The organism is Bradyrhizobium sp. RT6a (assembly GCF_040547675.1).
Taxonomy (GTDB): Bacteria; Pseudomonadota; Alphaproteobacteria; order Rhizobiales; family Xanthobacteraceae; genus Bradyrhizobium.
In genome coordinates this window covers 1,198,523-1,218,183 of the sequence record NZ_JBEPQC010000001.1, presented here as the reverse complement: position 1 = coordinate 1,218,183, position 19,661 = coordinate 1,198,523, and the positions used below count along the sequence as shown (strand labels likewise).

At 65.2% G+C, this 19,661-nt stretch carries 17 protein-coding genes; 8 read left to right on the top strand and 9 right to left on the bottom strand.

Annotated features, from left to right (window positions below):
• Positions 1–154 precede the first annotated feature (154 nt).
• Complete coding sequence (locus ABIC03_RS05895) at positions 155–925, bottom strand: SDR family NAD(P)-dependent oxidoreductase (RefSeq protein WP_354056291.1); 771 nt, start codon at positions 923–925, stop codon at positions 155–157.
• 176 nt (positions 926–1,101) lie between these two features.
• Complete coding sequence (locus tag ABIC03_RS05890; RefSeq protein WP_092024185.1) at positions 1,102–1,389, bottom strand: hypothetical protein; 288 nt, start codon at positions 1,387–1,389, stop codon at positions 1,102–1,104.
• A gap of 54 nt (positions 1,390–1,443) precedes the next feature.
• On the opposite strand from ABIC03_RS05890, the gene ABIC03_RS05885 reads away from it, so the two are divergent.
• The 3 genes from ABIC03_RS05885 (at position 1,444) to ABIC03_RS05875 (ending at position 7,398) form a co-directional block, all read left to right on the top strand.
• Positions 1,444–2,856, top strand: coding sequence for a CoA transferase (locus ABIC03_RS05885; protein ID WP_354056289.1), 1,413 nt, complete (start codon positions 1,444–1,446; stop codon positions 2,854–2,856).
• A gap of 145 nt (positions 2,857–3,001) precedes the next feature.
• Complete coding sequence (locus ABIC03_RS05880; RefSeq protein WP_354056287.1) at positions 3,002–4,246, top strand: efflux RND transporter periplasmic adaptor subunit; 1,245 nt, start codon at positions 3,002–3,004, stop codon at positions 4,244–4,246.
• Positions 4,247–4,281: 35 nt separating this feature from the next.
• Entirely contained in the window at positions 4,282–7,398 is a 3,117-nt protein-coding gene (locus ABIC03_RS05875; RefSeq protein ID WP_354056285.1) for an efflux RND transporter permease subunit, read from the top strand.
• Positions 7,399–7,400: 2 nt separating this feature from the next.
• On the opposite strand, the gene ABIC03_RS05870 is transcribed toward ABIC03_RS05875, so the two are convergent.
• From ABIC03_RS05870 to ABIC03_RS05850, 5 genes are all read right to left on the bottom strand, one after another.
• Positions 7,401–8,363, bottom strand: coding sequence for an amidohydrolase family protein (locus tag ABIC03_RS05870; protein WP_354056283.1), 963 nt, complete (start codon positions 8,361–8,363; stop codon positions 7,401–7,403).
• 52 nt (positions 8,364–8,415) lie between these two features.
• Positions 8,416–8,973, bottom strand: coding sequence for a P-loop NTPase family protein (locus ABIC03_RS05865; RefSeq protein WP_354056281.1), 558 nt, complete (start codon positions 8,971–8,973; stop codon positions 8,416–8,418).
• Positions 8,974–8,998: 25 nt separating this feature from the next.
• Positions 8,999–10,396, bottom strand: a complete 1,398-nt coding sequence (locus ABIC03_RS05860) for a TolC family outer membrane protein (protein WP_275170638.1) — start codon at positions 10,394–10,396, stop codon at positions 8,999–9,001.
• 218 nt (positions 10,397–10,614) lie between these two features.
• Positions 10,615–11,394: an enoyl-CoA hydratase gene (locus tag ABIC03_RS05855; RefSeq protein WP_354056278.1), complete on the bottom strand. Its 780-nt coding sequence runs from the start codon at positions 11,392–11,394 to the stop codon at positions 10,615–10,617.
• Between the two features lie 136 nt (positions 11,395–11,530).
• Positions 11,531–12,214: a hypothetical protein gene (locus ABIC03_RS05850; protein WP_275170640.1), complete on the bottom strand. Its 684-nt coding sequence runs from the start codon at positions 12,212–12,214 to the stop codon at positions 11,531–11,533.
• Positions 12,215–12,506: 292 nt separating this feature from the next.
• On the opposite strand from ABIC03_RS05850, the gene ABIC03_RS05845 reads away from it, so the two are divergent.
• Together ABIC03_RS05845 and ABIC03_RS05840 are read left to right on the top strand one after the other, a co-directional pair.
• The gene (locus ABIC03_RS05845) at positions 12,507–13,052 is read left to right on the top strand and encodes a sigma-70 family RNA polymerase sigma factor (RefSeq protein ID WP_354056276.1); all 546 of its coding nucleotides are present in this window, start codon (positions 12,507–12,509) and stop codon (positions 13,050–13,052) included.
• A 2-nt stretch (positions 13,053–13,054) separates the two neighbouring features.
• Positions 13,055–13,693, top strand: a complete 639-nt coding sequence (locus tag ABIC03_RS05840) for an NrsF family protein (RefSeq protein ID WP_354056274.1) — start codon at positions 13,055–13,057, stop codon at positions 13,691–13,693.
• Positions 13,694–13,703: 10 nt separating this feature from the next.
• Here the strand turns inward: ABIC03_RS05840 and ABIC03_RS05835 are convergent, their stop codons facing one another.
• Positions 13,704–14,807 (bottom strand): DUF2336 domain-containing protein, encoded by a 1,104-nt coding sequence (locus tag ABIC03_RS05835; protein ID WP_354056272.1) that lies wholly within the window; start codon positions 14,805–14,807, stop codon positions 13,704–13,706.
• Between the two features lie 63 nt (positions 14,808–14,870).
• Entirely contained in the window at positions 14,871–16,028 is a 1,158-nt protein-coding gene (locus ABIC03_RS05830) for a GGDEF domain-containing protein (protein ID WP_354056270.1), read from the bottom strand.
• Between the two features lie 434 nt (positions 16,029–16,462).
• On the opposite strand from ABIC03_RS05830, the gene ABIC03_RS05825 reads away from it, so the two are divergent.
• Genes ABIC03_RS05825 through ABIC03_RS05815 form a run of 3 tightly spaced genes read left to right on the top strand, consistent with a single transcriptional unit; the run spans position 16,463 to position 19,444 of the window.
• Positions 16,463–17,032, top strand: coding sequence for a sigma-70 family RNA polymerase sigma factor (locus ABIC03_RS05825; RefSeq protein ID WP_007593582.1), 570 nt, complete (start codon positions 16,463–16,465; stop codon positions 17,030–17,032).
• The gene (locus ABIC03_RS05820; RefSeq protein WP_354056267.1) at positions 17,029–17,724 is read left to right on the top strand and encodes a hypothetical protein; all 696 of its coding nucleotides are present in this window, start codon (positions 17,029–17,031) and stop codon (positions 17,722–17,724) included. The genes ABIC03_RS05825 and ABIC03_RS05820 overlap by 4 nt, the downstream gene beginning before the upstream one ends.
• Before the next feature lie 13 nt (positions 17,725–17,737).
• Positions 17,738–19,444: a S8 family serine peptidase gene (locus ABIC03_RS05815; RefSeq protein ID WP_354056265.1), complete on the top strand. Its 1,707-nt coding sequence runs from the start codon at positions 17,738–17,740 to the stop codon at positions 19,442–19,444.
• Positions 19,445–19,661 lie beyond the last annotated feature (217 nt).

Here is a 19,661-nt window from a genome sequence, read left to right as displayed (position 1 = left end):
TCACCCTGAGGTGGCCGCTTCTTCAGCGGCCCTCGAAGGGCGACGGCCCGGCTGCATCCGGGCCGTTCATCCTTCGAGGCTCTTCTTGCGATGCTTTGCATCGCAAGCTTCGCACCTCAGGATGACGAAACTGGCAGGGACGCGCATGCCCGCCTCAAAAATTCACCCGGTTCGAGATCGCGCCGTCCACCACCAGATTGGAGCCCGTGGTGAACCCCGACACCGGGCTTGCCAGAAACACCGCTGCGCTCGCGATTTCCTGCGGCGTCGCCATGCGGCCGGTGGGGTTACGCTTCATCGCATCATTGTAGCGCTCGGGCATGTTCTGCTCGATCATCTCCCAGACACCGCCCTTGAAATAGACCGTGCCGGGCGAGACCACGTTGACGCGGATCTTCTTCTTCGCATATTGCCGCGCCAGTCCCTTGGCCATGTGGATCAACGCCGCCTTGATCGGGCCGTAGGAGCTCGCCGTGTCCGCTTGCGCCGCTGAAATCGAGGAGATGATGATGAAGGCGGCGTCGCCACCCTTGTCGCCGCTGGCCTCGAGGAACGGCCGCGCGGCGTCGAACGCATGCACCGCGCCGAGCAGGTCGAGCCGAAAATTCTGCTCCCACGATGCGGCATCATGACCTTGTGCCATCGCGCCCGCGTTGGAGAACAGCATGTCGATGCCGCCAAGCTCCTTTGCCGCGCCCTCGATCCAGGATTTCAGCGCCGCGCCGTCGGTGACATCGACCGGGCCGCCTGTCGCGCGGATCCCGCTGGCTTTCAATTCGGTCACGGTGGCGGCAACCTGATCGGCGTTGCGTGCACACACCGCGACATTGCTGCCTTCGCCGGCCAGCGTCACCGCAATCGCCCGCCCGATGCCGCGCGTGCCGCCGAGCACGATGGCGTTCTTGCCTTTGAGACCGAGATCCATTGTTTGGTTTTCCTTTTTTGTTGGTCGCAGCGAGTGTAGCTGTTTCGAGGGAAGCCCAAAAGCCTCCACATCGTCATTGCGAGGAGCCCTTGCGACGAAGCAATCCAGACTGCCACCGCGGAAAGACTCTGGATTGCTTCGCTTCGCTCGCAATGACGGTGTGGAAGCAGCGGCCCTCACTCCGGTGCCGCGCCCACCGGCGGGCCGCCGGGCGGGCGGTGCAGGAATGTCAGGGAGGCGTAGGCGCCGGCCCAGGAGCCGATCGCCGCGAAAGCCACATAGAACGCGTTTTCGGTGTAGCTGATCACCGCATAGGACGAGAGCATGTACCAGACCGCGCTCCAGTTCGCCGCAGGCACGCGCTTGCGCGCGATCACGGCCGAGGTGAACATGACATAGACCGCGTCGGTGGCCGCCGTTGCGATGAACACGGCGCCTGCAGTGAGAGGATCGATGGCGGCCATTGCATGTCCTTGTGTGCTAATGCGATGGTCGCAAACTAGAGGGAGAGAAGGGTCATGCAAAGCCCCGCCGAGATTCTCAGTGGCATCTGGACCTCCGCCGGCGGTGACGCCGCTGCGCTTGCGCGCGTGCGGTTGATGGGCGAGGAGCCGCAAATCCCGTCTTCGTTTCGCGTTGCAGTTGCCGGCCAGACGACGGTCGCCGCCGCCGGCCTCGCCGCCGCCGAAATCTGGAGATTGCGCGGCGGCGAGGCGCAGGACGTTAGCGTCGACCTGCGCCATGCCGTCGCCGAATGCCGCTCCGAGCGCTACTTGCGTGTCGAAGACAAGCCGCCGCCGCCCGCCTGGGACGCCATCGCCGGCGTCTACAGGACCGGCGACAATCGCTTCGTCCGCTGCCACACCAATTTCCCACATCATCGCGACGCCGTCTGCAAGGTCCTCGGCTGCAAGCCCGAGCGCGAGACGGTGCAGGCCGCATTGATGCATTGGAAGGGCGAGGATTTCGAGACCGCGGCCTACGCCGCGGGCGGCGTCGTCGCCCTGATGCGTTCCTACGACGAATGGTCGGCGCTGCCGCAGGCCCGCGCGCTCGCCGAATTGCCGCTGGTCTCGATCGAGAAGATCGGCGAGGCTCCGCCAAAGCCGTGGCCGCAACGACTGCCAAAAGGCGATCGCCCACTCTCCGGCCTGCGCGTGCTCGATCTCTCTCGCGTCATCGCGGGCCCCGTCGCCGGCCGCACGCTCGCCGCGCACGGCGCGGATGTGCTGCTCGTGTCGGGCCCCGCGCTGCCGGCGATTCCGTGGCTAACCATCGACACCGGCCGCGGCAAGCTCACCACCTTCATCGAGCTGAAGAGCAAGGCGGGCAGAGCGCAGATGCGCGCGCTGTTGAAGGACGCCCACATCTTCTCACAGGGTTATCGCCCGCGCGCGCTCGCCGCTCTCGGCTTTACGCCGGAGGACGCAGCGACAATTAATCCCGGCATCGTCTACGTAACGCTATCGGCCTATGGCCATGCCGGTCCCTGGGCGGAACGGCGCGGCTTCGATTCGCTGGTGCAGACCACGACCGGCTTCAACCATGCTGAGGGAGAGGCCGCCGGCATCGATGGACCGAAGGAATTGCCGGCGCAGATGCTCGACCACGCCACCGGCTATCTGATGGCGTTCGGCGCGATGATGGCCAAGGCCCGCCAGGTCCGCGAAGGCGGCAGCTGGCACGTGCGTGTGTCGCTAGCCCAGACCGGGCGCTGGCTGTGGAATCTCGGACGGCTCGAAAATGGCCTGAACACCCCGGATATTACGGGCGAGGCCGTACATGCTGCATTCATCGAGAGCATGCCATCTGGCTTCGGCACGTTGAAGGCGGTGCGCCATTCAGCGCTGCTGTCGAAGACGCCGGCGCAATGGAGCCGTCCGGCGATGCCGCTCGGCAGTCATCCGGCAGAGTGGCCGGTGACAAGCTGACGTGAAGCTGACGCGTCGCAAATATTTAACGCAAACCGAAAGGCGCGCGGCGTTTTTTAGGTTGTTTGAAATCACAATTCGGCACTATTAGCGCGACCGATGAGGCAGGCATCCGCCGGTATCATCGCAGACATGACCGGGCCCCATGGTAGTTGAAAATACCAAGCGATTGCAGGTGCTTACAAAACAACGGGTGATTACATCCGTAGTTTTACTAGCTCTTGCCGGTGCCGGGGCCTACGGCTTCCTCCATACTGGAGCCAAGGAGAAGAACCACTCCGAGATCTCCAGCCAGTCGCGCAGGAATGCGCAGAACTTCACGCCGACGCCGTCGGAATGGGCGACGCTGACGATCGAGCCGGTCAAGGCCAAGACCTTCCGCGCCGAGTATGTCACCGAGGGCAAGGTCGCAGTCGACGAGGACCGTTCGACGCCGGTGTTTTCGCCCTATGCGGGGCGGGTGACCAAGCTGCTCGCCAAGCCCGGCGAGGTGCTGAAGCAAGGTCAACCGCTGTTCACAATCGAGGCCGCCGACACCGTGCAGGCCCAGAACGATTTCATTGCGGCGATGAGCTCGCAGAACAAGGCAAAATCGGCGATCGATCTTGCCGACATCCAGTTCAAGCGCGCCAAGGACCTCTATGAGGGCCATGCCATCCCCCTGAAGGACTATCAGCAGGCGGAAGCGACCCAGGTTCAGGCGCAGAACGACATGCGCTCCTCGACGACAGCGCTGGAAGCCGCGCGCAACAAGCTGCGGATTCTCGGCTTCACTGATGAGACCATCAAGGCGTTCCAGGACAAGGGCGTCATCAATCCGGAAGTCACGATCTATTCGCCGATCGCGGGCACCGTCGTTCAGCGTAAGATCGGCCCCGGCCAGTACGTCAATTCCGGCGCCAGCGATCCGGTCTTCGTGGTCGGCGACCTCTCCACGGTCTGGCTCACCGCCTTCGTGCGCGAGAGCGATGCGGCTGCCGTGTGCATCGGGCAGGACATCACCGTCAACGTGATGGCGCTGCCAGGCCGCCCCTTGACCGCCAAGGTCAATTACGTCGCCGCCGCGATCGATCCGAACACCCGCCGCCTGCTGGTCCGCGCCACCATCGACAACAAGGACGGCCTGCTGAAGCCCGAGATGTTCGCCAATGTTACGATCTATTCGTCCGGCGACCGCGCCGCGCCGGCGGTACCGAAGCAGGCCTTGATCTACGAAGCCGACAAGGTCCGCCTTTGGGTCGCACGCGAGGACAAGTCGGTCGAGCTGCGCGAGATCAAGATCGGTCTCATCAATGGCAATCTCGTCGAGGTCACCAGCAATCTGAAGCCCGGCGAGCAGGTGGTCACCAAAGGCAGCCTGTTCATCGACCGCGCGGCGTCCGGCAGCTGATCGACGGGCCGGGAAAAGACAAGCTGAAGACCTGAATGGATCGCCTCGTCGCCCTTGCCGTCAACCGGCGCTTCCTGATGGTTGGGATGTTCGTCGCCGTGCTCATCGGCGGCCTGATTGCGTTCAACCAGCTCAACATCGAAGCTTACCCCGATCCGACCCCGCCGATGGTCGACATCGTGACGCAAAGCCCGGGCCTGTCGGCCGAGGAGATCGAGCGCTACATCACGATTCCAATCGAGACCCAGGTCGCGGGCCTGAAGAACCTGACGACCATTCGCACCATCTCGCTCTACGGCCTCTCCGACGTCAAACTGCAGTTCTCCTTCGCCTACACTTATGACGAGGCGTTGCAGCAGGTCTTGAACCGCCTGGCGCAGCTCGCGCCGCTGCCCGGCAACGTGCAGCCGCAGATCTCGCCGCTCAGTCCAATTGGCGAAATCTTCCGCTACCGTCTCGTCGGCCCGCCGAACTACAGCGTGCTCGACCTCAAGACCATCCAGGACTGGATTCTCCAGCGGCGCTTCCGCGCCGTGCCCGGCGTGATCGACGTCACCGGATGGGGCGGCAAGAGCAAGACCTACGAGCTCCAGGTCGACTTCAACAAGCTGGTGGCCAACGGCCTGACGCTGCCGCAATTGCTCCAGGCGGTCGGCAATTCCAACGTCAATGTCGGCGGCAACACCGTCAATATCGGTCAGCAATCGGCCGTGGTGCGCGGCGTCGGCCTGATCCGCTCGATCGACGACCTCGCCAACACCATGGTCTCGCAGACCAACGGCAACCCGGTTCTGGTCAAGGACGTCGCCACCGTCACCGTCGGCCAGAAGCCACGTCTCGGCATTGCCGGCCTCGACGAGGCCGACGACATCGTGCAGGGCATCGTCCTGATGCGCCGCGGCGAGCAGAGCTCGCCAACCATCAAGCGCGTCCACCAGCTCGTTCAAACCATCAACAACTCCAGCATCCTGCCGCCCGGCGTGCGTATCGAACGCATCTACGACCGCGGCGACCTGATCGACCTCACGACCCACACCGTGTTGCACAACATGGTGGTCGGCATTCTGCTGATCGTGCTGCTGCAGTGGATATTCCTCGGCGATCTCCGCAGTGCGCTGATCGTCGGCGCCACCATTCCGTTCGCGCTGTTCTTCGCGGTGATCATCCTGGTGCTGCGCGGGGAATCGGCGAACCTGCTGTCGGTCGGCGCCATCGATTTCGGCCTGATCGTCGATGCCACCGTCATCATGGTGGAGGCGATCTTCCGACGCCTGACGCAGACGACGCCCATGTCGGAATCCGAGCAGATGTCGTCGGAGACGCTGTTCGGCATGAAAAGCCACGCCATCCTCAGCGCGGCGGCCGACGTCTCTCGTTCGATCTTCTTCGCCGCGGCGATCATCATCGCGGCCTTCCTGCCGCTGTTCACGCTCTCCGGCGTCGAGGGCAACATCTTCGGGCCGATGGCGCGCACCTATGCCTACGCGCTGGCCGGCGGTCTGCTTGCGACCTTCACCGTCACTCCGGCGCTGTCCGCGATCATCCTGCCCGCGCATGTCAGGGAGACCGAGACCAGGGTGATGCTGATCCTGCATCGGATCTACATGCCGGTGCTGAATTGGGCGGTTGCCAACCGCGGCATCATGCTCGGTGGCGCGTTCGGCCTCGTGCTGATGACGGTTGCGCTCAGCCGCTTGCTTGGGCTCGAATTCCTGCCGAAGCTGGAGGAGGGCAATCTCTGGATCCGCGCCACGCTGCCGCCGACCATCTCGCTCCAGGAAGGCAACTCCTACGTCAACGAGATGCGCAAGGTGATCCGCGCGCGGCCTGAAGTGGAATCCGTGGTGTCGCAGCACGGCCGCCCCGATGATGGCACTGACGCCGCCGGCTTCTTTAACGCCGAGTTCTTCGCGCCGCTCAAGCCCGCCAGCCAGTGGCCCGGCACCCGCGACAAGGAGGAACTGACCGCGCAGCTGCTCAAGCAGCTCGACGATCGCTTCCCCGGCGTCGAGTTCAACTTCTCGCAATATCTCCAGGACAACGTCTCCGAAGCCGTCTCCGGCGTGAAGGGCGAGAACTCGATCAAGCTGTTCGGCAGCGATCTCCAGGCGCTGACCGACACCGCCAACAAGATCAAGTCGGTGCTGGCGACCGTGCAGGGCGTCACCGACCTTGCGGTGTTCACCTCACTCGGGCAGCCGACCATCCAGATCGACATCAACCGCGCCAAGGCCGCGCGCTACGGCCTCGCGCCGGGCGACATCAACGCCACCATCAAGGTCGCGATCGGCGGCGACACCGCGGGAGACATCTACGAGGCGGGAAGCGACCGCCACTTCCCGATCATCGTTCGCCTCGCGCCGGAATTCCGCAGGAGCGCCGAGGCGATCCAGAATTTGCGGATCGGCGCGCCCGGACCGAACGGCACCGTCACGCAGATACCCCTGAGCGAGGTCGCCACCATCAGCCTCGTCTCGGGTGCGGCCTACATTTATCGCGAGCAGCAGGAACGCTATCTGCCGATCAAGTTCTCGGTGCGTGAACGCGACCTCGGCAGCGCCATCCGCGAGGCGCAGCAGAAGATCGCCGATCAGGTGCAGCTGCCGCCCGGCGCGCACATGGATTGGGTCGGCGAATTCGGCAATCTCCAGGATGCGATCCGGCGATTGTCGATCGTGGTGCCGGTGTCGCTGGCGCTGATCGGCGTCCTGCTCTGGTTCAATTTCGGCTCGATGACCGACACGCTGCTCGCCATGAGCGTGATCCCGATGGCGATCTTCGGCGGCGTGCTCGGTCTCTTGATCACCGGCACCGCCTTCAGTGTCTCGGCGGCGATCGGCTTCATCGCGCTGTTCGGCATCGCCGTGATGGACGGCATCATCATCCTGTCGCAGTTCAACCAGCTGATCGAAGAGGGCATGGACCGCATGAGCGCGGTGATACGCACCGGCGAATTGCAGCTTCGGCCGGTGCTGATGACCTGCGTCGTCGCCGGCATCGGCCTGTTGCCGGCCGCGCTGTCGGAGGGCATCGGCTCGCAGGTGCAGAAGCCGCTCGCGGTGGTCGTGGTAACAGGCATGATGCTGGCCCCGATCGTGATCCTCGTGACGCTGCCGGTGCTGATCTCCTTCTTCTCCCGCCGCGCACGCTGACGTCAAAACCCGTAGAGTCGCGCCGGGTTGTCGACCAGGATCTTCTTGCGCACGTCCGCATCCGGCGCCCACACCGGAAGCTGGTTGAGCAGGCGACCGTCGTCGATCTGGTAGAGCGGCGCGATATCGGTGGCTTTGCGTCCTTCGACACGGCTCGAATCCGGATGCGGCCAGTCCGTGCCCCAGACGATGCGGTCGGCATTCGCCGCGATCAGCGCGCGGGCATACGGCACCATGTCCTGATAATCGGGTGCGAGCTTCGACGAGCGGTAGGCGCCGGAAATCTTGACATAGGCCTTGCCGGATTTCACGAGCGCGACCAAATCGGCAAATCCCGGCTGCTCCAGCCCGAGCGAAGCATCAAGGCCGCCGAAATGGTCGAATACAACGGGTACGGGCGCCGTCTCGACGAGGTCCTTGATTGCCGAGATCATGGGGAGCGTGGTGTACAGCTGCACGTGCCAGCCGCGTGCCTTCATGCGCTCGACTGCGGCGGTGAAGCGCGGCCGGCCGACATTGGGGTCGTTAACGCCGCCGGTCGCAAGATTGAGGCGGACACCGCGAAAGCCGTCTGCATGCATCGCGTCGAGCTGGGCCTCGGTCGTCTTGTCGTCGATCACGGCCACCCCGCGCGCGGCCGCGCCGCGCGCCTTCATGCCGAACAGGGTGGAGGAGTTATCGGTGCCGTAGACGCTCGGCGTCACGATCACCACGCGCTCGATATGCAGCGCCTTGTGCAGCGCGGCCATTTCTTCGGGGCTCGCCGGCTCGGGCGTATAGACGCGTCCGGCGAAGAACGGAAATTTTTCGACATCGCCATGGATATGGGTGTGACAGTCGCAGGCATGGGCCGGGACGTCGAAATTGACCGGCGTCGCGGGCTGCGCCGCGCGTGCGTGGGCTTTGTTCGACATGGCAACTCCGGCGGCAAGGGAGGCAAGCAGGACGCTGCGTCGGCTGAGCATGGTTTCTCTCCCTGTTTTTATTATCTGGCAGTGGCGTCGCGACAGTATCACATCAGCCCGGCAGCCGCTGCGCTTCGCTGCATAGCTGCTCGACGAGGTCCGCAAGCGGGCGTGAGCCGTCGATGCGCACGACCGGGCAGGGCAGCTTCGCGAGCCACGCCTCATCTTTTGCGAGACTACGGCCGTCGCGGTCGCCGGCTTCGTAGTGCGAGGCCCAATCGACGAACGACTCCACCTCCTCATGACGCCAGCCGCCCCGTGCGACGGCATCCGCTCCGAAATGCGTAGCCTCGCGCCCACGCAGGCGCTTCAAGCGAAGCTCGCGCGGCGTCGTCACAAAGACGACGAGATCGAAGACTGGGATGAGCTCGTCGCCCCAGCCGGTGACGGTTCCGCTCAGCACCCAATCGAGCCGCGGCAGAAACATCTCGCGCATCAGCCGCAAACGTTCGGCGGCGGGGCGCGTGGTCTGGTAGGGCGGCGCGGTCGGCAGCCAGAAATAATCATCGCTGTCGTGATGCGGCAGCGCAAGCAGGCCAGCGAGCGCGCGGCCGATCGTCGTCACGCCGGAGCCTGAAGCTCCCATCAGATGGATGCGGCAGCTTTTCATCGGCAGCAAGCCAGACGATTTGAAACTACTGCCCGGACGGCGTGCGCAGGCCGTGCCAGGCGTCGCGGACCTGATGGTAGTGTACCTCGGGCAGATAGTCCGGCGTGTTCAGGCTCAAGGTCTTGACGTCGAGATGGCCGACGGCGCTGAGCAGCGTGTAGGAGGCGATCACGCGGTCGCGATTGGCGCCGATCAGGCGGGCCTTGGCCTGGATCAAATCGGCCTGCGAGTTCAGCACATCCACCGTCGTGCGCTGTCCGCCGGCGGCCTCGCGCTGCACGCCCTGGAGCGCGACGGTCGCCGCCTTCACTTCGGACTCCGAGGCCGAGACCGCGACCTTGGCACCTTCATTGGCAACCCACGCGCTGACCGCCGCGGTGCGCGCCTGGTTGCGCACCTGGTCGAGCACGAGCCGGCTCTGCGCCGTGATTTCCTTGGCCTGCCGGGTCTGTGCGGCGGCCTGGCCGCCGTCGTAGATCGGCACGGTGACATTGGCGACGATCGAGGCCTGATCTTCGGCGAAGGTGCCGAGCGTCGGGTCGTTGTTGCGGCTCTTGCTGGCGCTGCCCTGGACGCTGGCGCTCGGCAGCAGCGCGCCTTCGGCGACGCGGATGTTGGTGGAGGCGACATCGACGTCGAAGCCCGCCGCCATCACCGCCGGGTGCTGGCGGATCGCCATCGTCAGCGCGTCTTCGCGGCTCTTCGGCAGATAGCGGTCGACGACTTCGGCGACCCGAAGCTGCGACGGCGCATTGCCGATCACTTGCGCGTAGATCGCCTGGCTCACCGCCAGCGCGACTTCGGCGGCGTTGAGATCGGAAAGCCCGCGGTTGAGCCGCGCCTCGGCCTGGGCGCTGTCGGTCGGCGTGACGTCGCCGGCGTTGAGGCGCCGCTGGGTGACCGAAAGCGTTTCGCGCAGGAAGGCGACGTTGGAGCGCTGCGCCTCGACCAGCGACTGGTTGGCGAGCACATTGGTGTAGGCGGTGACCGCGTCGAGCAGCACGCCCTGGCCGACGTTGCGCAGCGCCTCGCGGCCCGACTGTACCTGGAGTTCAGCGGCCCGCACGTTGTTGGCGGTGCGGAAACCGTTGAACAGGGTCTGCGACACGGTGACGCCGATGATCCATGGCTTCAGATTGGCGGTCTGGATGGTGTTGTTGGGCAGCAGATTGCGGACCGATTGCAGCCCGGCGCTGAGGCTTGCCTCGATCTGCGGCCGGTAGCCGGCGAGGGCCTGCGGCACGTTCTCGTCGGTGGCGCGCTGCCGCGCACGCTCGGCATTGAGCTGCGGATTGGTCTGGTAGGCCTTGGCGAGCGCCTCCGGAAGCGCTTCCGCCCGTGCGGCGGAGGGCAAGGCGCAACAGAGCGCCAGCGTGGTCCATGTCGCGAGCACAGGAGCCACGCCCGATCGATGCCGCGTCATCACGCGACCAGCTCTGGCGGCACGCCCAATCATGTAATCCGCAAATCCCGGCTGTCCGCCCCCGCCGACGGCGGCTCTCTTAACTGTTTAACCAGCCGGGGTCTCGCAGGCAAACTGCCGCGGGGGAAACCCCCATGTATTCCGTGCTTGTTGCAGCGACATCACAGGGATTCTGCGGGAAAGCGGCAGCGCCTTACACCAGCCTGACCGCTCCCTCCTTACCGGTTCTTGTTCACCGGCTTGCGCTTCTCGATGAACGCCGCCATGCCCTCGGAGCGGTCCTCCAGCGCGAAGGTCGAGTGGAACAGGTTGCGCTCGACGCTCATGCCCTCGGCGAGCGTGGTCTCGAAGGCGCGGTTGACCGCTTCCTTGGCCATCGCGACCGCGGGCCGCGACATCGTGGCGATCTTCTCGGCCGCGGCCATCACCTCGTCCATCAACTTGTCGGCCAGAACGATGCGGCTGACGAGGCCGCTGCGCTCGGCTTCGGCTGCATCCATCATGCGGCCGGTGAGGCAAAGGTCCATCGCCTTGGACTTGCCGATCGCACGGGTCAGGCGCTGGGTACCGCCGATGCCGGGGATGGTGCCGAGCGTGATTTCGGGTTGACCAAATTTGGCGGTGTCGGCGGCGATGATGAAGTCGCACATCATCGCGAGCTCGCAGCCGCCGCCCAGCGCATAGCCCGCGACTGCGGCGATCGTCGGCTTGCGGCAGCGCGCGATCCGATCGCCGCCGATCGCGGCAAAATCCTCCGAGAACATGTCGATGAAGGCTTTCGGCTGCATCTCCTTGATGTCGGCGCCGGCGGCAAATGCCTTCTCGCTGCCGGTCACGACGATGCAGCCGATGGCGTCATCCGCTTCGAGATCGTCGACTGCCGCGGCGATCTCGCGGAAGACGCCGAAGGAGAGTGCGTTGAGCAGCTTCGGCCGGTTCAGCTTGATGATGCCGACCGCGCCTTTGCTTTCGACGATGATGTGTTCGAACGTGCTCATGCTCCACCCACGCTTTTGGTTGAGCGGGCAATGTGCCCGCTCGTGCGGTGGGCTTCAAGAGGCGCCAAGGCCATCGGAGCAGGAGCGCCCGGGACACGCGGCGAGGTCCGCGTTCCGGACGGCTATCAGGCCACAATCAGGCCATGAACATGCGCGCGGCGGAGGCCAGCGTCAGCAGCGTGCCGACGCCGATGAAGATTTTTCCGATCAGGGAGCTCTGGTCCCAGGCCGAACTCTGTTGGCTGCTTGCCATCACCGGTGCCGGACGCGGCTGCGCCTCGGTTGCGGCAATCACCGCCTTCGGCGCCGGCGCGTTGTCCCGTTGCAGGGCGCGGTCGATGTCGTTGAGCTGATCGGGTGGGACGACCTGGCTCTCGGCGTTCGGGGCGGCGGTATTATCGGCCGCTGCCTGGACGTTGTCGTTGGCGCGGCCCGTCATTGCGGAAGCGGCAGCTGCTGTCGGTGTTTCGGCGGCCGCGAGCTGCGCATTGGCGTTCGCAACTTCCGGCGGCATCTGGCTCGACGCCGGCATGTCACGATTGTCGGCCTTCGCCTCGTCGGCGGTTGCCGCGGCGTCCTTCTTGTCGGCCTTGTCGTCGGATTTCTGCGCCGTCTTGGTGCTGTCGCGGTGGCGCGACGTGTGACGCCGCTGCTGCTTGCTAGGCTTGACCGCGTCGGCCTGTTTGCCTGCACTGTCCGACTTGCTGCTTGCGGCTGAACCCGGCGCCGCCTGTGCAACGCCCCCGAACAGCACGAAAAGCCCGGCCAAGAAAAACCCGGCCAGGAGAATCACGGCCGCGCGCCCGCTGGCTTTCATCATGTTGACGATCTCCCCAAATTCCGCCCGTCCCGGGACCGAACAGAGACCCTGGGGCGTGACCACAGCGGGGCAGAAAATGGGAATCTTCGGGCCACACTGGGCAAAAGCGCGGCAAACCGCTGCCGTCGCGACTGGCCACGGGGTGCGAACGGGACCGATCGGTGTTAAGAGCCGTCGCAAATCCTGAGGGCCGCTTCGGTCGCGTGGCCAGGCACAGATCACGAATTCGTGATCTTGCCGCTGCCGGCGTAACAAACTGAAAGAGCGGCCGAATTGCATGGTGAGGGCGCGCGTGCGCGGACGTGAGGACGAGTGGACCGGCCTGATGCGGTCGGCCATGGCAGGCGATGACGCGGCGTATCATCGCCTGTTGAAGGCGGTCACGCCTGTGCTGCGCGCTGCCGCGAGGCGTGGCCTGGCGCGGGCCGGGCAGCCTCCCGACCAGGCTGAGGATATCGTGCAGGAGATTCTGTTGGCGGTGCATCTGAAGCGGCACACTTGGGACAGCGAAGCCCCCTTCGCCCCGTGGCTGTTTGCGATCGGCCGCAACAAGCTGATCGACATGCTGCGGCGACGGGGCAGGCGGATCTTCGTCAACATCGACGATTTCGCCGAGATCCTGCCGGGCGAGGCGCCGCAGGAGGCGGCTTCGGCAGGCGAAGTCGCCAGTCAGCTCAATACGCTGCCGCAACGCCAGCGCGACGTGTTGCAGTCGATCGCGGTCGACAGCACCTCGATCAAGGATACGGCGGCGAAATATTCGATGAGCGAGGGCGCGGTGCGGGTCGCGCTACATCGCGGACTTGCGGCGCTGACTGCCAAACTGCGGGACCAGTAGTCATGGATACCGATCAACTCATTCGCTCGCTCGCCGCCGACAACGCCCATCGCCCGCCGCGCGTCGGCGCGGTGCTGACCATGGCGCTGCTGGTCGCCGCGCCCCTGTCGATCCTGATCTTCGCCACCTTCCTCGGTGTGCGTCACGACGTGATGAGCGCGATGCGCAACCCGTTCTTCGACATGAAGTTCGCGGTGACGCTGTCGCTCGCGATCCCTGCGATCATCGTCAGCCTGCATCTGTCGCGCCCCGAAGCCTTGCTGCGTGGCTGGGGCTGGCTGCTGCTGCTGCCGGTCGGGCTGCTCGCGGTGGCGATCGGAAGCGAGGCAATGATGGCGCCGGCCATGCCGGTGACGATGCGATTGATGGGCAAAAATTCCAGGGTGTGCCTGTTCGCAATCCCTGCGATGTCGCTGCCGCTGCTTGCGGGGGCCTTGTTCGGCCTGCGCCACGGCGCGCCGTCGCACCCCGCGCTCGCCGGTGCGCTCGCCGGCCTGGTGTCGGCAGGCCTTGCCGCGACGCTGTACGCCTCGCACTGCACCGACGACTCGCCACTGTTCGTCGCGACCTGGTACACGCTCGCCACCGCGTTGGTGACGGCAATTGGCGCGCTGGTGGGGGCGAAGGTCCTACGCTACTAGCTCGCCCGCTTCACGCCGCCGGCGTCGCGCCCTGCTGCATGCGGTGGAAGCGCAGCACCTGCTGCGCGGTCGAGCTGCGCAGCGCCTCGTAAGCGTCGCGCAGCGTCAGCATGTCGGTCTGCGAGCCGCCTGAGAGCTTCTCGCGCAGGGCGATGATGGCGCGGACGCTCGACCATTGCATGGCCGCGACCTTGGCGAGGATCATCACGCCCTCGACCCGGCTTTCGATCATCATGGTCTCGGCGGTCTCGACCGCAACGCCCGCAAGCGCCGCGAGCCCCGCATTGGTCTCGTCGAACTTGCCCTGCTCTGCGAAGGTGGCGACCTGGAGCTCGGTGAGGCGGCCGTCCTCGTGCAGCGACTTCACCAGCGCCCGTGCCCTCTCGGTCTGCCTGGTCATGGCGGCGGCGCGGATCCGCTGGGCCGCTTCCTGGACCACGCTGGACACGTCGTCCGCAAGCTCCGGATGCGCGGCCTCCAGCTTCCTGCGCACGGCCAAGGAGGCCTTCGCGACCAGCTTCAAATAATGATGGCGGGGCAGGTCAGGCCGCAGGCCGATGCAGCTGGCGAGGTCGTCGTCACGCTCGGCGCGGGTCACGAGGTCGGCGAGACTTCCCTCGGACAGTTGTGCGCCCGGATTGCTGACGGTCGATTGCACCACGTCCTCGTCGCCGCGGGTCACCAGCACGTCGGTCAGCGCTTCCGACAGCACCCGCCGCAGCGAGATCGCCTTGAGGTGGGCCTGGCCCCTGGTACGCGCAATCTCGATCAGGGTCGCCTCGTCCAGCCGTTCGGATTTCGACAGCACGGGGCCGGAAACCTCGATCACCTCGTCGAGCGCGAGCGTGCGGATGATCTTCGGCGGCGCAGCCGCGATCGGTGCGAGGCGCTCGGCAAGCAGCGCCCTGGCGGATGTCTCGATCTGCTCGATCAGGCATTGGAACACGTCGTCGAACACACGAACGTGGTCGTCGGAATAATCCACCGCATTGCCCACGAAGAGGTCCGTGACGCGGCGCAGCATCTCGACCCGGTGCGCAACGGTGCCGTGCGAGAGCGTGGTTTGCAATTCCTCGAGCAAATTCTCGGATGATTTTGCGGATTTGGATCTCATTGCCCTGTCCTGGAGCGGTCGGCCCGGCAGCGGCTTCTGTCGCGCCGGGAGAAAATGGATTGGTCAGCTCGTTGCAATGCGGTTGCGCCCTTGTGCCTTGGCGGAATAGAGCGCGCTGTCGGCGCGCACGAGAAAGGTATCGGCAGTATCGTTGTCGCGCAGCGTCACAACGCCCGCGGAAATGGTCACGCGCATGCCTGGGGAGAATGCGCTCCAGTCCAGATCTGCGACGATGCCGCGCAGCCGATCGAGCATGCGTGACGCCGCATCGCCGTCCATCCCCGGCAGCAGCAGCAAGAATTCCTCTCCGCCGTAGCGGCCGAAGCAGTCGGCCGGGCGGATATTGGCGAAAATGGTGATCGCGAAGGTGCGCAGCACCTCGTCGCCGACGGGATGGCCATGGGCGTCGTTGATGCGCTTGAACCAGTCGAGGTCGATCAGTGCGATCGCGCAAGGCTTCGATGTCTGCCGCGATTTTTCGATCTCGGCGTCGAGAAGCCGCATGATGCAGCGGCGGTTGTAGGAGCCGGTGAGCTCGTCGAGCTCCGCCAGCTCCTCGATGCGCTGATAGGCGGCCTTCAGCTCGATGCTGCGCCGGTACAGGATCTTGCGCAGCGTGGCGCCGAACAGGCCGAGGAAGGCGCACTGGCCGATTACCAGCACGAAGCACAGCATCGAAGCGGCCCGTTGCAGCTGGGTCGCAACCGGCAGTCCGATTGGCAAGTCCGAGGCGAGGAAGACCAAGGCGAGCCCGCACGTGGCGAGACCCCAGGTGAGCATCGCCTGACTCGAGGTCATGCGAAGCGTGCCGAAGGCGAAGATCAGAAACAGCACGGCCAGGAACGCGACTCCGACTGTCGGCACCGCGAGCAGGAAAAGCAGTTGCAGCGTCATATGCGCGGAGATCTGGAAGACGGTGAGGTAATGATCCTCGAACCGGTCGGCGAAGCCCGCTTCCGACAGCACGGTGAAGGTACCGATGATCAGAAGACCGCTGAGCCAGAACAGTGACGGAACGCCCATGGAGATCACGCCGTCAAAGGCGTAGAGCAGCAGGACGGAGGCGCCGAGCGAGTAGCTCGCCACCTGGCCGACATACATCTGGCGGCGCTGTCGGATCCGGCGCGCCAGGACTTCGGGTGCCGCTGCCTCGGTCGTCAGGGCGAGATCCGCGGTCTCAGCGGCATTCCTCTCGGGAAAGGACGTCGCAGCCGTGCTCATGGTCCCGCCAATGGTGGATGTCAGCGCAAAAATCTACGTCCCAAGCCTTTAGGTTTGGTATCCTTCGAAACCGAATCCACGCTGTGCAGCGCGGCAGCGCGGGATGTCGACCGCTCCAGGAATTTGCCGGCGATTAGGCATCGTGTGCGACGCGTTCGAGCCAAAGCAGGGCTTCGGAAGACATATGTCGTGCTAGGCTGCTAAGGTTCCATGCACGTCGGACCTTCTATGCTGGGACGGAATTGCGCAGGAAAGTGCTTTATTACTATGTTACCGTTCTTGAGCGAGGCGCCCAGCCGCGGGTGGCAACAGGAAATTTCGCGTATGTGGGGTAGATCACACAGCGCCCCGTACGACTGCGGTAGGTTGAAGAATTTTACCCCTCCCGTCGAACCGTCTGCCGCATCGACCCGACCAACCTTGCGAGACGGCCTTTGAGCGTGACACAAGCGGCTTCAGACGAGATCCTGATCGCCAGGATCGCTCAAGGCGACCGGCTCGCCATGCAGGTGCTGTACGGGCGGCACCATGTCAGGGTGTATCGGTTCGGCCTTCGGCTCGTGCGGGACGAGCAGGCGGCAGAAGACCTCATCAGTGAGGTATTTCTCGACGTCTGGCGTCAAGCCGGCAAGTTCGAGGGCCGATCCGCCGTTTCCACCTGGCTGCTGGCCATTACCCGATTCAAGGCCCTGTCTGCGCTCCGGCGCAGGAAGGATTTTGAGTTGGACGACGACGCCGCGAACGCGATCGAGGATACGTCCGACAATCCGGAAACGGCGGTGCAGAAGAAGGATACCAGTGAAGCGTTGCGGGAGTGTCTGACGGGCCTCTCGCCGGATCATCGGGAAATCGTCGATCTCGTCTACTACCACGAAAAATCCGTGGAAGAGGTGGCCGAAATCGTTGGCATCCCGGAGAACACTGTGAAGACGCGCTTGTTCTATGCGCGCAAGAAATTGGCCGAACTGCTGAAGGCAGCCGGCATTGAGCGAGGCTGGCCATGATGGCTTTGAGCAAGAAGATGCTGGAGCAAGAGCCCGGTGAAATTGAACTGCTGCTGCCGTGGCACGCCGCCGGCACGCTGAACCCGCGCGATGCGCGCCGCGTCGAGGAAGCGCTGGCGCGCGATCCCGAGCTCGCGAAGCAATATGCCGCGATCCGCGGTGAGTATGAAGAGACCATTCATCTGAACGAGAGCCTGGGTGCTCCGTCGGCGCGCGCGATGCAGAAGCTGTTCGCGGCGATCGACGCCGAGCCGGCGCGGGCGTCCGGTTCGCTGCCGCTGTCGGCGCGCATCGCCACCTTCTTTGCGAGCCTGTCGCCGCGCACTCTGGCCTGGTCGGCGAGCCTTGGCGCCATGGCGCTCGTGCTGCAAGCCGGAATCATCGGCGCCGTGTTGACGAAGAGCCAGACGGCGACCTTCCAGACTGCTTCGCTCTCGACCAGTGCTCCGCTCACACGCGACCTCGGCACGAGCGTCCCGCCAGCGCGCGCGCTGGTGCGCTTTACGCCCGAGGCGCGCGTCGCCGACATCACGGCATTGCTCGACGGCTACCAGGCTTCGATCATTGGTGATGCCAAGGGCGGCATGTTCCGCCTCCAGTTCGACAAGGCGATGAGCCAGGACGAACTCGCCTCGCTGCTCGGCAAGATGCAGCGCGAGAAGTTCGTCAACCTCGCCGTCGCGGCGCCGTAGCGCTTCCAAGCCGATGACGCGCAAGTCCGAAAATGGAGTGAGAGCCGGGGCCTGGGCTTCGTCGGTCGCAGCCGCGCTTTTGCTCGCCGCCTGTCTCGGCGTCGAGGTTGCGCAGGCGCAGGCGATCATGCGCACGCCGACGATCAGCGTCCCCTCCCGAATGCCGACCATTTCTCCGGGTGTCGCCGCACGCGTCAGTCCCGGTGTTGCCGCCAGAGCGGTGGCCGTCGGCCGCGGCCCCGGTCCGATCGCGACGACGAGGATTTCGGCGCGGATGGGGCCGACGCCGGTGCTGCCTTATGCGCGCTACTCCCCGAACCTCTATCCCGCCTGTACCGCGCCCTATCGCGACGCCGCCGGCGAATGCCTGGCGCAGCAGAACGCAGGCGGCGATGGCTCGGGTAAATCGGGCAAGAAGACCGCCGGGAAGGGGCGCGGCAACAACACGCCCGTCGCCGCGGACTTGCGCACCTTCGCCAACGAATTCGTTGCCGAGATCGATGCCGGGCTGTCGGCGACCCAGGCCGACGAGCTTGCGCGCCGCCATGGCTTGACCCGCGTGTCCTCCGAGAATTTTCCGCTGATCGGGGCAACGTTCGGACTGTTCCGCATCACCGACGGCCGACCCTCCGCGACGGTGCGGCGCGAATTCGCGGCGGACGGCAGCGTGCGCTCGATCCAGCCGAATTTCCGCTACATGCTCCAGGATCAGAAATCGTCGGTGCCGACCGAGGGGGATCCCGCGCAATATGCGCTGGCCAAGCTCCGGCTGCCGCAGGCACATGCGCTGGCGCATGGCGCTAATGTGACGGTTGCCGTCATCGACTCCGGCATCGACGTCCAACATCCGGAACTTGCCAATTCCATTGCCGACAATTTCGATGCGCTCGGCATCGCCGAGGGCCCGCACATTCACGGCACCGGAATTGCCGGCGCCATCGTGGCGCATGCCAAGCTGATGGGCAGCGCGCCCGAGGCGCGCATCATCGCCATCCGCGCTTTCGGCGGCACCACCGGTGGGGCCGAGAGCTCGTCCTACATCATCTTGCGCTCGCTGAATTATGCCGCCGAGCATGGCGCGCAGATCGTCAACATGAGCTTTGCCGGCCCGAAGGACGCGGTGATCGAGCGGGCCATCGCCGCGACCGCCGCGCGTGGCCTGGTGCTGATCGCGGCCGCCGGCAATGCCGGCGCGAAGTCCCCGCCGCTCTATCCGGCCGCCAATCCCAACGTGATCGCGGTCAGCGCGACCGACCAGCAGGACCGGCTGTTCACCGCCTCCAACCGTGGCAACTACATCGCGGTCGCGGCCCCCGGCGTCGATATCTTCCTCCCCGCGCCTGACGGCAAATACCAGATGACGTCGGGTACTTCGTTCTCGGCCGCCTATGTCTCCGGCGTCGCGGCGCTGCTGCTCGAGCGCAACTACGCCTTGAAGCCGGAAGCGCTGCGCACGACGCTGGCGAAGACGGCGCGTGACCTCGGTTCACCCGGGCGCGACGATCTCTTCGGCGATGGCGAGGCCGACGCGTTTGCCGCGGTCATGGCCGTTCCCGCCGCCGGCGCGACGCCGGTCGCAGCCGCGTCCGGTACAACAAAACGTGAAGATATCGGGAAGCGTCGCGACGGGCCCGGCATCCGCGCATTAGAGCAACCCTCGTTGTCGAGCACCGAGGATAAAGCCACGGTTTCTCAGGCGGATAGTGCGGCGACGCGATAGCGACTGCGACGACTTTGCGCGCCGCGCGAAGGTCGAAAAATCAAACGCCGCATTGAACGTTCGGCCCGCTGCCACGACCAAATTATGTGGGAGCGGTTATCCCTCCCCATAAGTCATATCAGGCGCGAGCGCCCATCCACCCCAAGCGCCCATATGGCTCGACCCGTCCGGTTGTCCCCCCGGACGGGTCTTTTCTTTTTGGACGTCCGATTCCTCG